General features: G+C 75.5%; 4 protein-coding genes. All 4 read left to right on the plus strand.

The genetic code is table 11. The features are described from left to right. The first annotated feature begins 352 nt into the window (after nucleotides 1–352). The 4 genes from ACZ7KF_RS39345 (at nucleotide 353) to ACZ7KF_RS39360 (ending at nucleotide 14,224) form a co-directional block, all read left to right on the plus strand. Complete coding sequence (locus tag ACZ7KF_RS39345) at nucleotides 353–1,453, plus strand: alpha/beta fold hydrolase (protein ID WP_471086714.1); 1,101 nt, start codon at nucleotides 353–355, stop codon at nucleotides 1,451–1,453. Further along, complete coding sequence (locus ACZ7KF_RS39350) at nucleotides 1,450–3,882, plus strand: GMC oxidoreductase (RefSeq protein WP_471086717.1); 2,433 nt, start codon at nucleotides 1,450–1,452, stop codon at nucleotides 3,880–3,882. The genes ACZ7KF_RS39345 and ACZ7KF_RS39350 overlap by 4 nt, the downstream gene beginning before the upstream one ends. A gap of 209 nt (nucleotides 3,883–4,091) precedes the next feature. After that, a complete protein-coding gene (locus tag ACZ7KF_RS39355; RefSeq protein WP_471086720.1) occupies nucleotides 4,092–9,479 on the plus strand; it encodes a type I polyketide synthase in 5,388 nt (1,795 codons plus the stop codon). After that, entirely contained in the window at nucleotides 9,476–14,224 is a 4,749-nt protein-coding gene (locus ACZ7KF_RS39360) for a type I polyketide synthase (protein ID WP_471086722.1), read from the plus strand. The genes ACZ7KF_RS39355 and ACZ7KF_RS39360 overlap by 4 nt, the downstream gene beginning before the upstream one ends. Nucleotides 14,225–14,272: the final 48 nt, after the last annotated feature.

A 14,272-nucleotide genomic window follows, 5' to 3' on the forward strand; every position in this document is an offset into this window, starting at 1 on the left:
GCGCCGCACCCGGGCACCGGTGTCCCCGCGGCCTCCCCCGCCTCCGCTGTGCCGCCCCGCCGGACGCGCGCGGGAGACGCTCCGTGTCTCGCGCAGGTGTGCGGATCATGTCTGAAACATGACAGGAAGCCCATGCCTTTCGGCCGCGTGGTCTCCGGCTGCCCCGACGACGCGACGCCGGGGACGAAGGCGGCGGGACGGGGCCGGCGCCGTGCCCGCGGCAGGCGGCGGCGCCGTGCGCACGGCGAACCTCCTCGGACGGGAACCGGGCGCACCGATCGCCGCCGGGCTGCGTCTCTCTCCACGAGCACGTGTCAGAACGTGTCGGAGCGGAATGCACCCAGGGGGAAGCATGACAGCGCGTATCCCGCGTTTCTCGCTCGGCGGCGTGTCGGGCGCCGAGACATCGCACCATCCGTTCCTCACCGAGGACGGCCTGAGCCTGAGCCTCACCCGTTCCCTGCGTGCCGAAGGCGCCGATCCGGTGCTGCTCGTGCACGGCCTGACCTCCGGAAGCGACCTCTTCGCCATGCCGGAGCATCGCAACCTGACGGGGTACCTGCTCGACCACGGGTTCACCGACGTCTGGGCGCTGGACTCCCGGATGAGCAACCGCTTCCCGTACAACACGGAGCCGGGCCGCCACAGCCTGGACGACCTCGCCCGGTTCGACTTCCCGGCGGCGCTCGCCGAGCTGCGCCGTCATGCCGGGCCGCGTCCCGTGCACGTCATCGCGCACTGCCTGGGGTCGGTGGCCTTCTCGATGAGCCTGTCCGCGGGCACGGTCGACGGCGTCCGGAGCTTCGTGGCGAACAGCGTGGCACTGACCCCGCGGCTGTCGGCATGGCCGCGACGGAAACTGGAGTACGGCCCCGAGCTGCTCGAACACGTCCTGGGACTCTCGGTCCTGGACCCGCGCGCACGCACGGGCCGCCGCTTCACCGCCGGCTGGGCCCTGTCCCGGCTCGTCTCGCTGGCTCACCAGGAGTGCGACAACCCCGCCTGCCACATGATCAGCTTCATGTGGGGCTGCGGCTGGCCCGCGCTCTACAGCCACGAGAACCTCCACCCCGTCACCCACGACCGCATCGCCGATCTGCTGGGCCCCAGCGGGCTGGGCTATCTGCGGCATGTGCGGACGATGGTCCGGGCGGGGCACGCGGTGAAGTACGACCCCCGCGACCCGCGCCACGCCTCGCTGCCCGACGACTACCTGACGGACGCCACCAAGATCGACACGCCGGTCCTCTTCCTGGCCGGCGACCGGAACCACGTCTTCGGCGACTCGAACGTGATCTGCCACCGCGAGCTGTCCCGGCACGCCCCCGACCGCCACGAACTGGCCGTCCTGCCCGGCTACGGACACCTCGACCCGATCATCGGCAAGGACGCGGACCGTGACGTCTTCCCACGGATCCTGGACTTCCTCCGGCGCCGGGCGGAGGCGGCATGACGGATCGTACGGCCCCGGACGCGCCCGCACCCCGGGCGGACAGGAACGTCGAGCACGTGGACGCCGTCGTGGTCGGTTCCGGCTTCGGCGGTGCCGTCGCGGCCTACCGGCTGGCCGAAGCCGGGCTGTCGGTCGTCGTGCTGGAGCGCGGCCGTGCCTACCCGCCCGGCAGCTTCGCCCGGACGCCCGCCGAGTTCGCCCGGGCCTTCTGGGACCCGGGCGCCGGCCTGTACGGGCTGTTCGACGTCTGGTCCTTCCGCGGCTGCGACGCCGTGGTGGCCAGCGGACTCGGCGGCGGCTCGCTGATCTTCGCCAATGTGCTGCTGCGCAAGGACGAGCACTGGTTCGCGGAACAGCAGCCGCTGCCCGGCGGGGGACACGAGTCCTGGCCGGTCGGCCGGGCCGACCTGGAACCGCACTACGACGCCGTGGAACGGATGATGGGCGCCACGCCCTATCCGCTCGACCGGCCCGGCTACGCGGACACCCCCAAGACCCTGGCGATGCGCGAGGCCGCAGCCGCCCTGGGGCTGGAGTTCCGGCTGCCACCGCTCGCCGTCGCCTTCGCCCCGGAACCCGGCGCCGCACCCCGGCCCGGCCTGCCCATCGCCGATCCCGGACACGGCAATCTGCACGGCGCCGCCCGCCGTACCTGCCGGCTGTGCGGCGAGTGCAACATCGGCTGCAACGACGGAGCGAAGAACAGCCTCGACTTCACCTATCTGTCGGCCGCCCGGACACTCGGCGCCGACCTGCGCACCGGGCACGACGCGCAGACCGTCCGCCCCGGCCCGCGCGGCGGCTACCAGGTGGACTACGTCCGCCACCCCGCGCCGGAGCCCCCGGAACCGGGGCACCGCCCGACGGCCGCCGCCATCACCTGCGACCGGCTCGTCCTGGCCGCCGGAACACTGGGCACCACCCGGCTGCTGCTGCGATCGCGCAACCGGCTGCCCGGCCTCGGCCCGGCGCTCGGCACCCGCTTCTCCGGCAACGGCGACACGCTGTCCTTCCTGCTCCGGGCCAAGGACGGCCGGACCGGCCGGAGCCGGCCGCTGAACCCCAGCCGGGGACCCGTGATCACGAGCGCCGTCCGGCTCCCCGACGCACTCGACGGCGTCCCGGGAGCCGGGCGCGGCGGCTACATCGAGGACGGCGGATACCCTCAGTTCGTCCAGTGGCTGGCCGAGGGCGCCCGGGGACCGCAGCAACTCTCCCGCGCCGGACGCTTCCTGGCCCGCCGCCTCGCCGACCGCGTCGGCCTCGGCCCGCAGCGCCACCTCTCCGCGGACCTGTCGGACCTGCTCGGCGACGGCCTGCTCACCAGCACCTCCCTCCCCCTGCTCGGCATGGGCCGCGACACACCGGACGGCGAGCTGCGCCTGCGCGGCGGCCGGCTCGACCTCAGCTGGACGGCGGCGAACAGCGCGGACGGACTGCGGCGGATCCGGTCGACGATGCGGCGGATCGCGGACGTCCTCGGCGCCGGCTACGCCGACAACCCCCTGTGGCACCTCGGCCGGACCGTCACCGTCCACCCGCTGGGCGGCGCCCCGATGGGACACCGGCCCGAGACGGGGGTGTGCGACCCGTTCGGAGAGGTGTACGGGCACCCGGGCCTGTACATCGCGGACGGTTCGGCGATGCCCGGCCCGGTCGGCGTCAATCCCTCCCTCACCATCGCGGCCCTGGCCGACCGGATGTCCACCCGGATGCTCGAAGCGCGCGCCGGCGGGGGAGCGGCCCCCGCGCCCCGGCCGGCCTACACCCGCCGCACCTCACTGACCTTCACCGAGACGATGCGCGGCTACTACGTCCCCGGGGCGGCCGATCCGGCCGCCGCCGAGCGGGGCGGGCGGCGGGAACCGTTCGCCTTCCGGCTCACCGTCACGGCCGACGACCTGCACGCCTTCCTGGACGACCCCGGCCACCAGGCCCGGGCCGACGGTTGGCTGGAGTCCCCCGCCTGCGGCGGCCGACGCCCCGTCGTGCGGGGCCGGTTCCACCTGTTCGCGCCCGCCGAGCACGACAGCGGGCACACGACGCCGGGCCCGACGCCGGACGAGAGCGGACGACGCGTGCTGCGCTACCGGCTCCACTTCACCGACGCCCGGGAACGGCCCCGCACCTTCGCCGGAGCCAAGCAGCTCACCCACGGCGCCCCGCTGCGCCTGTGGTCGGAGACCACCGAACTGCCCTTCCGGGTGCTGGCCGGACACACCACCGACCCGTCGTACGGTGAGTCCGCCGTCCTCGGCGCCGGCCGGCTCCGTCTGGGACTCGGCGACCTCGCCCGTCAGCTCGGCACCTTCCGCACCACCGGGCCGGGTGGTGCCGCCGCGCTGGCCCGCTTCGGCGAGTTCTTCCTGGGCCGGCTCTGGGAGAGCTACGCCCCGCACGCCGGACTCCCGGCGGACGGCGCGCCCTGACCCTCACGCCCCCTCCACCACGCCACACCGAGACCGCCCCCCAGGGGACCCCTTAGCCGCCGCAGGGGTCCCCTGGGGGCCGTAGGGGTGTCTTGCGTCATCGCCGCCTGCCTAGCCTCCGACAGCGGAGGGGAAGCGGACCGGAAACCGCCCGGAGGCGATCCGCACGACCGAGGCCCTCACTTCGATCTCGATCGGATGGCGCGCTGGTGACTAACGAAGAGCAACTGCTCGACTATCTCAAGCGGACGACCGCGGAACTGCGGGAGGCGCGGCGACGGCTGCGCGAGAACGAGCAACGCGCACACGGCCCGGTCGCGGTCGTCGGCATCGGCTGCCGCTACCCGGGCGGCGTCACCACCCCCGAGGAGCTGTGGGACCTGGTCGCCACGGGAACGGACGCGGTGTCCGACTTCCCCGCCGACCGCGGCTGGGACGTGGACGCGCTGTACGACCCCGACCCGGCGCGGCCCGGCAAGACATACGCCCGCACCGGCGGATTCCTGCACGACGCCGCCGACTTCGACTACGACTTCTTCGGCATCAGCCCCCGCGAGGCCCTCGCCATGGACCCCCAGCAGCGGCTGCTGCTGGAGACCTCCCACGAGGCGTTCGAACGCGCCGGCATCGTCCCGGCCTCCCTGCGCGGCAGCCGCACCGGCGTGTTCGCCGGCGTGATGTACAACGACTACGCCACCCGCCTCACCGCCGTCCCCGACGACCTGGACGGCTACCTCGCCAACGGCAGCGCCGCCAGCATCGCCTCCGGACGCGTCGCCTACACCTTCGGCCTGGAGGGCCCGGTGGTCACCGTCGACACCGCCTGCTCCTCCTCGCTGGTCGCCCTGCACTGGGCCGTGCGGGCACTGCAGGCGGACGAGTGCTCGCTCGCCCTGGCCGGCGGCGTCACCGTGATGTCCACACCGGAGACGTTCGTCGACTTCAGCCGGCAGCGCGGACTCGCCCCGGACGGCCGCTGCAAGGCGTTCGCCGCGGCGGCCGACGGCACCGGCTGGGGCGAGGGCGCCGGCGTGCTGCTGCTGGAACGGCTCGCCGACGCCCGGCGCAACGGCCACCCGGTCCTCGCCGTCGTCCGCGGCAGCGCGGTCAACTCCGACGGCGCCAGCAGCCGGCTGACCGCGCCCAACGGACCGTCCCAGCAGCGGGTCATCCGGCAGGCGCTGGCCGGTGCCGGGCTCACCGCCGCCGACGTCGACGTGGTCGAGGCGCACGGCACCGGCACCTCCCTCGGCGACCCCATCGAGGCACAGGCGCTGCTCGCGACGTACGGCCGCGAACGCCCCGCCGGCCGGCCGCTGCTGCTCGGCTCGGTCAAGTCCAACCTCGGGCACACGCAGGCCGCCGCGGGCGTCGCCGGCGTCATCAAGATGGTGCTGGCCATGCAGCACGGCGTGGTTCCGCCCACCCTCCACGTCGACACCCCCACCGACCAGGTGGACTGGAGCGCGGGCGCCGTCGAACTGGCCCTGGAGTCCCGCCCGTGGCCCGACGCCGGACGGCCCCGCCGCGCCGCCGTGTCCTCCTTCGGCATCAGCGGCACCAACGCGCACGTCGTACTGGAACAGGCGCCCGCCACGGAGCCGGACGACCCGCCCGTACGACAGGACGGGCACGTCCCCTGGATCGTCAGCGGCCGGACCCGGCAGGCGCTCACCGGACAGATCGCGCGCCTGCGCGACCACCTCGACGCGCACCCCGCCGCCCGCCCCGCCGACCTCGGGCTGTCGCTGGCCACCGCCCGCGGCCGCTTCGAGCACCGCGCCGTCGCGGTCGGCCGCGACACCGGCGAACTGCTCGCCGGCCTCGCCGCCGCGACCCCGCTCACCCCGGTCGGCGGCAAGACCGCCTTCCTGTTCACGGGACAGGGCGCCCAGCGGCCCGGCATGGGCCGCGCCCTGCACCGGGCCTTCCCGGTCTACGCCGAGGCCTTCGACGCGGTGTGCGCGCTCGCCGACCAGAGCCTGGAACGGCCGCTCGCCGACGTGATCGACACCGACGCCGACCTGCTCACCCGTACCGACTACGCGCAGATCGCCCTCTTCGCCACCGAGGTCGCCCTCTACCGCCTCCTGGAGTCCTGGGGCGTGACGCCCGACCATCTGGCCGGGCACTCCGTCGGCGAACTGGCCGCCGCCCACGTCGCCGGCGTGCTGTCCCTGCCGGACGCCGTCCGGCTCGTGCTGGCCCGCGGCACCCTGATGGCGGCGCTGCCCCCGGGCGGCGCCATGGCCGCGCTGCGCGCCACCGAGGACGAGGTCGCCCCCCACCTGGACGACCGGGTCGGCCTCGCCGCCGTCAACGGACCCCGCTCCGTGGTGATCTCGGGTGCCGAGGACGCCGTCGGCGCGCTCGCGGCCCGCTTCGGGAAGAGCAAGCGGCTGAAGGTCTCGCACGCCTTCCACTCGCCGCTGATGGAGCCGATGCTCGCCGAGTTCGCCCAGGCCGCCGCCCAGTGTTCCTTCGCGGAGCCACGGATCCCGCTCGTCTCCACGCTCACCGGCGCCCCGGCCGGTCCGGGCGAGCTGTCCACGCCCGCGTACTGGGTGCGGCACGCCCGCGAGGCCGTACGCTTCGCCGACGCCGTCGGCGCCCTGCACGAGCTGGGCGTCCGCGCGTTCCTCGAGGTCGGCCCCGACGCGGCTCTCACCGCCCTGGCCGCGGACTGCGTGCCCGCGGACAGCGTGACCGTCGCGGGTCTGCGCCGCGACGGCGACGAGGAACGCGACCTGGTCACGGCCGTGGCCCGGCTGCACGCCGCGGGCGCCGCCGTGGACTGGACGGCGTTCTTCGCACCGTACGGCGCCCGGCCCGCCGGCCTGCCCACCTACGCCTTCCAGCGCGAACGACTCTGGCTGGAGGCCGGCGCGGGCGGCAGCGGTGACGCCGACGGCCTCGGACAGCACGCCACCGGCCATCCGCTGCTGACCGCCGCGACCGACCTGCCCGACACCGGCGGAGCGGTCCTCACCGGCCGGCTCTCCCTCGCCTCCCACCCGTGGCTGGCCGACCACGCCGTCCACGGAACCGTGCTGCTGCCCGGCACCGCCTTCGTCGAGCTGGCCCTGCGGGCCGCAGAGCACACCGGCTGCGGCACCCTGGAGGAACTCACCCTGCACGCCCCGCTGATCCTGCCCGAGCAGGGCGCGCTCGCCGTCCAGGTCGCCGTCGGCGGGGAACGGGACGGACGCCGGGAGCTGACCGTCTGGTCCCGCCGCGCCGACACCCCCGACGCCCCCTGGACCCGCAACGCCGCCGGCCTCGTCACCGGCACGGACCAGGCGAGCCCGGCCGGCCTCACCGCATGGCCGCCCGCGGACGCCGAACCGGTCGACCTGGACGGTCTCTACCCCGCACTGGCCCGCACCGGCTACGGCTACGGCGAGGTCTTCCAGGGCCTGCGCGCCATGTGGCGCCGCGGCGACGAACTGTTCGCCGAGGCGGCCCTGCCCGAGAGCGCCCGCGCCACCGCCGCCGCGTTCGGCGTGCACCCGGCGCTGCTGGACGCCGCCTTGCACGTCAACCTGCTCGACCTCCCCGGCGGGCAGGCGGTGCTGCCGTTCGCCTGGGGCGGCGTCACCCTCCACGCGGCCGGCACCGACACCCTGCGCCTCCACCTCGCCCCGTCCGGCCCCGACGCCGTCACCCTCACCCTCGCGGACGCCACCGGGGCGCCCGTCGCGACCGTGCGCAGCCTCGTGGCCCGCCCCGTCTCCGCCGAACAGCTCGCCGGGGACGGCGACGACCCGCTCTACCGGGTCGACCTCGTCCCGGCGCCCGTCCCCGCCGCCACCGGGCTCCCCGCGCGGGCCGTGTGCGGCGGCACGGACAGCGGCCTCGACGCGCCGTGGCATGCCGACCTCACCGCGCTCACCGCCGCGGGCCCGGTGCCCGACCTGGTGGTCCTGTCCGTACCGGCCGCCCCCGACGCCGAGGCCGACCTGCCGGCCTCGGTACGCGACCGGGTGAACACCACCCTGGACACCCTGCGCACCTGGGCGGCCGACGAGCGCTGCGCCGGCCGGCGGCTCGCCGTGCTCCTGCGCACCGGCGACCTCACCCACGCCCCCCTGCACGGACTCGTCCGCGCCGCCCACGCCGAGAACCCGGGCCGGTTCCTGCTGATCGACAGCGACGGCAGCGCCGCCCCCGGACCCGCTCTCGCCACCGCGCTCGCCGCCGGCGAACCGGAGATCGCGATCCGGGACGGCGAGGTGCGCGTGCCGCGGCTGGCCCGGGCGAAGCCCGGCGGCCCGGTCGCCTGGGACCCGGACGGCACCGTTCTGATCACCGGCGGCACCGGCGGGCTCGGCGCCCTGATCGCCCGCCACCTGGTCACCGAGCACGGCGTACGGAACCTGCTGCTCGCCGGCCGGCGCGGCGCCGACGCCCCCGGAGCCCCCGCGCTGCGCGAGGAACTCGCCGCCTCGGGTGCCCGGGTGACCCTCGCCCGGTGCGACGCCGCCGACCGCGCCGACCTGGCCGCGCTGCTCGCCGAGCACGACGTGCGGGCCGTGGTGCACGCCGCCGGCGTCGTCGACAACGGCGTGCTGGCCACCCTCGACACGGACAAGGTCGACCGGGTGCTGCGGCCCAAGGCGGACGCCGCCTGGAACCTGCACGAACTGACCCGCGACAAGGACCTCACGGCCTTCGTCCTGCTGTCCTCCGCCGCGGGTCTGCTGGTGGGCGGCGGCCAGGCCAACTACGCCGCCGCCAACACCTTCCTCGACGGCCTCGCCGCCCACCGCCGCTCCCTCGGCCTGCCCGCCGTGTCACTGGCCTACGGTCTGTGGTCCGGCTCCGGCGGCATGAGCGCCGGCATCGACACGGCCGACCTGGAGCGGCTGCGCCGGCTCGGCCTGCCACCGCTCACCCCGGCCCAGGGGCTGCGCACCTTCGACGCCGGACTCGGCGGCGAGGACGCGGTCGTGGTCCCCGTACGCCTGGACGCGACCGCGGTACGCGCCCGGCCGGACGGCGTACCCGCGCTGCTCCGCGGCCTGGTGCGGCCCGCCCGGCGGCGCGGCACCGAACCCGCCGCGGGCGCACCCGACCGCTCCTGGCGCGAGCGGCTGGCTCCGCTGGCCGACGCCGAACGCGACCGCGCCCTGCTGGAGCTGGTCCGCACCCACGTCGCCGCCGTGCTCGGACACCCCTCACCGGAGTCCGTCGACCCGCACCGCGCCTTCCAGGAGATGGGCTTCGACTCGCTCGCCGCCGTCGAACTGCGCAACCTCCTCACGGGAGCCACCGGACTGACCCTGCCCGCGACGCTCGTCTTCGACCAGCCCACCCCCCTCACCCTCGCCGCCCACCTCAGGACCGCGCTCGTGCCCGGCCCGGCCGACCGGGCCCGGTCGGCGCTGGCCGAGCTGGACCGCCTCGAAACAGCGCTGCACGCCCTGCCCGACCAGGACGGCAGCCACGCCCGCGTCACCGCACGCCTCGAAGCGCTGCTGCGCAGCTGGCAGGACACCCACGGACGGCACACCGAGCCCGACGCGCCGGGGGACTTCCGGGAAGCCAGCGACGAAGAACTCTTCGCCAGGATCGACAACGAACTGGGAGCCCTGTGATGGAAGACTCGGCCACGGCCGGCAAGCTCCGCGACTACCTCAAGCGGGCCACGACCGAGCTGGAGCGCAGCCGCCGCCGCGTACGGGAACTGGAGGAGCAGGACCGCGAGCCCGTCGCCATCATCGGCATGGGCTGCCGCTACCCCGGCGGCGTACGCACCCCGGAGGACCTGTGGCGCATCGTCGACGAGGGCATCGACGTCGTCACCGAGTTCCCCACCGACCGCGGCTGGGACGTCGAGGCGATCTACGACCCCGAGCCCGGCGCCCCCGGCAAGTCCTACGTCCGGCACGGCGGCTTCCTGCACGACGCCGCCGAGTGCGACCCCGCGTTCTTCGGCATCAGCCCCAAGGACGCCCCCGGCACCGACCCGCAGCAGCGGCTGCTGCTGGAGGTCACCTGGGAGGCCTTCGAGCGGGCCGGCATCGACCCCACCACCGTCAAGGGCACCCCGACCGGAGTCTTCGTCGGCCTGATGCACCACGACTACATCGGCGGCACCATCTCCGGCAGCATCGTCTCCGGCCGCATCGCCTACACCCTGGGCCTGGAGGGCCCCGCGGTCACCATGGACACCGCCTGCTCCTCCTCCCTGGTCGCCCTGCACTCGGCGATCCAGTCGCTGCGCAAGGGCGAGTGCTCCCTCGCGCTCGCGGGCGGCGCCGCCGTCATGGCCAGCCCCGAGATGTTCATCGAGTTCAGCGAGCGCCGCGCACTGTCCCCCGACGGCCGCTGCCACTCCTTCTCCGACGACGCCGCGGGGGCCGCCTGGGCCGAGGGCGCCGGCATGCTGCTCGTCGAGCGGCTGTCCGACGCGCTGCGCAACGGCCACGAGGTGCTCGCCGTCGTCCGCGGCTCGGCCGTCAACCAGGACGGCGCCTCCAACGGCCTGACCGCGCCCAGCGGTCCGGCCCAGATCCGCGTCATCCGGCAGGCTCTCGCCGACGCGCAGCTCGCCCCCCACCACATCGACGCCGTCGAGGCGCACGGCACCGGCACCACCCTCGGCGACCCCATCGAGGCCCAGGCCGTCATCGCCGCCTACGGCCAGGACCGGCCGGAGAACCGGCCGGTCTGGCTCGGCTCCATCAAGTCGAACATGGGCCACCCGCAGGCCGCGGCCGGCGTCGGCGCCGTCATCAAGATGGTCATGGCCATGCGCCACGGCACCCTGCCCCGCACCCTGCACGCCGAGACGCCCAGCACCGCCGTCGACTGGAGCGCCGGCGACGTCCGGCTGCTCACCGAGCCCCGCCCCTGGGACACCCCCGACGGACGCCCGCGCCGCGCCGGAGTGTCCTCCTTCGGCATCTCCGGCACCAACGCCCACACCATCCTGGAGCAGGCACCGGCCGTCGAGACCGGGCGGCCCGCCCCGGAACGCGCCGCGCTGCCCGTCATCCCCTGGGTGCTGTCCGGCAAGGGCTCCGACGCCGTCCAGCGGCAGGCGGAGCGGCTCCTCGCCGCCGCCGGTGACCTCGACCCGTACGACGTCGGCCACTCGCTGGCCACCACGCGCACCCTGTTCACCCACCGGGCCGCCGTCACCGGCCGCGACCGCGACGAACTCCTGGCCGGTCTGCGGGCCGTCGCCGACGGCAGCCGGCCGGCCGTGGCGGCCCCCGAACCCGGCCGGCTCGCCGTGCTGTTCTCCGGCCAGGGCTCCCAGCGGCCCGGCATGGGCCGCACCCTGCACGCCGCGTTCCCCGTGTTCGCCGCCGCCTTCGACGAGATCTGCGCCGCCTTCGACGCACACCTCGGCCGGCCGCTGCGCGAGGTGATGTTCGACGAGGACACCGACCCCGCCCCCCTGAACCAGACAGTCCACACCCAGGCCGCCCTGTTCACCTTCGAGACCGCCCTGTACCGGCTGCTGGAGCACTGGGGCATCCGCCCGGACCTGCTCGCCGGGCACTCCATCGGCGAGGTCGTCGCCGCACATGTCGCCGGAGTACTGGACCTGAAGGACGCGGTCACGCTGGTCGCCGCCCGCGGCCGGCTGATGCAGGAGCTGCCGTCCGGCGGCGCGATGGTGTCCCTGCTGGCCACCGAGGCCGAGGTGGTGCCGCTGCTCACCGACGGGGTCGACATCGCGGCCGTCAACGGCCCGCGCGCGGTGGTGATCTCCGGAGACGAGGACGCGGTCCTCGCCGTCGCCGGGAAGGTGGAGAAGAGCACCCGGCTGAAGGTGTCGCACGCCTTCCACTCCCACCGTATGGATCCCATGCTGGAGGCGTTCCGCGAGGTGCTGGCGGGCCTCACCTTCCACGAGCCCTCGCTGCCGGTCGTCTCGAACGTCACCGGCCGCACGGCCGACGAACTCACCTCGCCCGACTACTGGGTGCGGCACGTCCGCGAGGCCGTCCGCTTCCACGACGGCGTGACCGCGCTGGCCGCCGAGGGCGCCACCCGCTTCCTGGAGGTCGGCCCCGACTCGGTGCTCACCACCATGGCGCAGGACGTGGTGCCCGACGTCATCGGCACCCAGCGCCGCGACCGCGCCGAGGACGCCGCCCTCGTCGACGCCGTCTGCCGCCTGCACCTGACCGGCACCGGACCCGACTGGACGGCCGTGTTCGCCGGCGGACGCACGGTCGGCCTGCCCACCTATCCGTTCCGCCGCGACCGGCACTGGGAGGACGCGCCCATCCTCCAGGCCGAGCGCTCCGCGGCGGCCCGCGCGGGCGGTGACGCGGCCGACCCGTTCTGGGAGCTGGTCCGGGACCAGGACGTCACCGCCGTCGCCGCCACGCTCGGCATCGCCGACGAGACCTCCGTCGCCACCGTCGTCCCCGCCCTGGCCGCCTGGCACGAGCAGCGGCAGACCAACGCCGCCGCCGACGGCTGGCGGTACCGCGTCACCTGGGAGCCGCTGGCCCCCGCCGCCACCCCGGCGCTCGGCGGCCACTGGCTGGCCGTCGTACCCGCCGCCGACGACCCCTGGACGACCGCTGTCCTGACCGGGCTCACCGACCGGGGGCTGCGGGTGGACACCCTCACCGCACCGGAGGCGGCCGGCCGGGCCGAGCTGGCCGCGCTGCTCGCCGGCCGGGACGGTGCCGACGGTGTGCTGTCCCTGCTGGCGCCGGCCACCGAACCGGCCGCCACCGCCGCCCTCGTGCAGGCCCTCGGGGACACCGGGATCACCGCCCCGCTGTGGTGCGTCACCCGCGACGCCGTCGCCCACGGGACGGCCGCCGCCGTCACCGGCTTCGCCCAGGCACGGGTGTGGGGCCTCGGCCGGGTCGCCGCGCTGGAACACCCCGACCGCTGGGGCGGACTCGTCGACCTGCCCGCCGACCTCGGGCCGCAGACCGTCGCCCGGCTGGCCGCGCTGCTCGGCGACGCCGGCGGCGAGGACCAGGTCGCCGTCCGCGAGTCCGGCGCCTACGGCCGGCGCCTGGAGCACGCCCCGGCCCGCGCCGGCGCCCCCTGGAAGCCGTCCGGCACGGTCCTGGTCACCGGCGCGACGGGCGCCGTCGGCACGGCCGTGGCCCGCTGGCTCGCCGCCGAGGGCGCGGACCACCTGCTGCTGGTCTCCCGCCGCGGCACGGACGCGCCCGGCGCCGCCGACCTCGTCCGCGAACTCACCGGCACCGGCGCCGAGGTGACCCTCGCCGCCTGCGACGTCACCGACCGCCGGGCGCTGGCCGCCCTGCTGGACTCCGTACCGGACGAGCACCCCCTCACCGCGGTGATGCACCTCGCCGGCGTCCTGGACGACGGCGTCCTGGACGCGCTCACCCCCGACCGGTTCGCCGGCGTCCTCGCCCCCAAGGCCGACGCCGCCCGCCATCTGCACGAACTGACCGCGGACCGGGACCTGTCGGCGTTCGTGCTGTTCTCCTCCCTGACCGCCACCGTCGGCGGCGCCGGACAGGCCAACTACGCCGCCGCCAACGCCTACGTCGACGCCCTCGCCGAACACCGGCGCGCCGCCGGACTGCCCGCCACCTCGGTGGCCTGGGGACCGTGGGGCGGCGACGGCATGGCCGCGCACGGCACCGTCCGCTCGGCCGCCCGCGCGATGGGCATGTCCCTCCTCGACCCCGACCGCGCCCTCACCGCGCTGCGGCGCGCCCTGGACGGCGGTGACACCACCGTCACCGTCGCCGACGTCGACTGGTCCCTGTTCGCGCCCGCGTTCACGTCGAGCCGGCCCAGCCCCCTGCTGTCCACGCTGCCCGAGACACGGCGCGGCACGGGCGCACCGGAGGCGAACGGCCTCGACGGCTTCGCCGCGAAACTCGCCGGCCTCACCGGCGGCGAACGCGACCGCGCCCTGCAGGAACTGGTGTGCGGCCAGGCCGCCGCGGTCCTCGGCTACGGCGGCGCCGACGCGGTCGAGCCGACCACCGCCTTCCGTGACCTCGGCTTCGACTCGCTCACCTCGGTCGACCTGCGCAACCGGATCAGCGGCGCCGCCGGGGTGCCGCTGCCGGCCACGCTCATCTTCGACTACGCCACCCCCGCCGCCCTCGCCAAACACCTGGGCAGCGAACTCGCCGGCGCCGACACCTCGGTGGACTCGGTCGTCGCCGAACTCGACCGCGTCGCGGCCCGGCTCGGCGACCTCACCGCCGAGGACATCGAGCAGGGACGGATCACCACCCGCCTGCAGACCCTGCTCGGGGAGCTGAACAAGACGCTCGGCCAGGACGCCGCCGCCGTCGCCGGACGGCTGGAGGAGGCCTCCGCCGACGACGTCTTCGCCTTCATCGACAACGAACTCGGCACGGCGTGACCCGGCCCTCCCACGACACCCCGGCCGCACCGCAGTCCACCTCTTCGC

This window comes from Streptomyces sp. NPDC038200, from assembly GCF_055600785.1.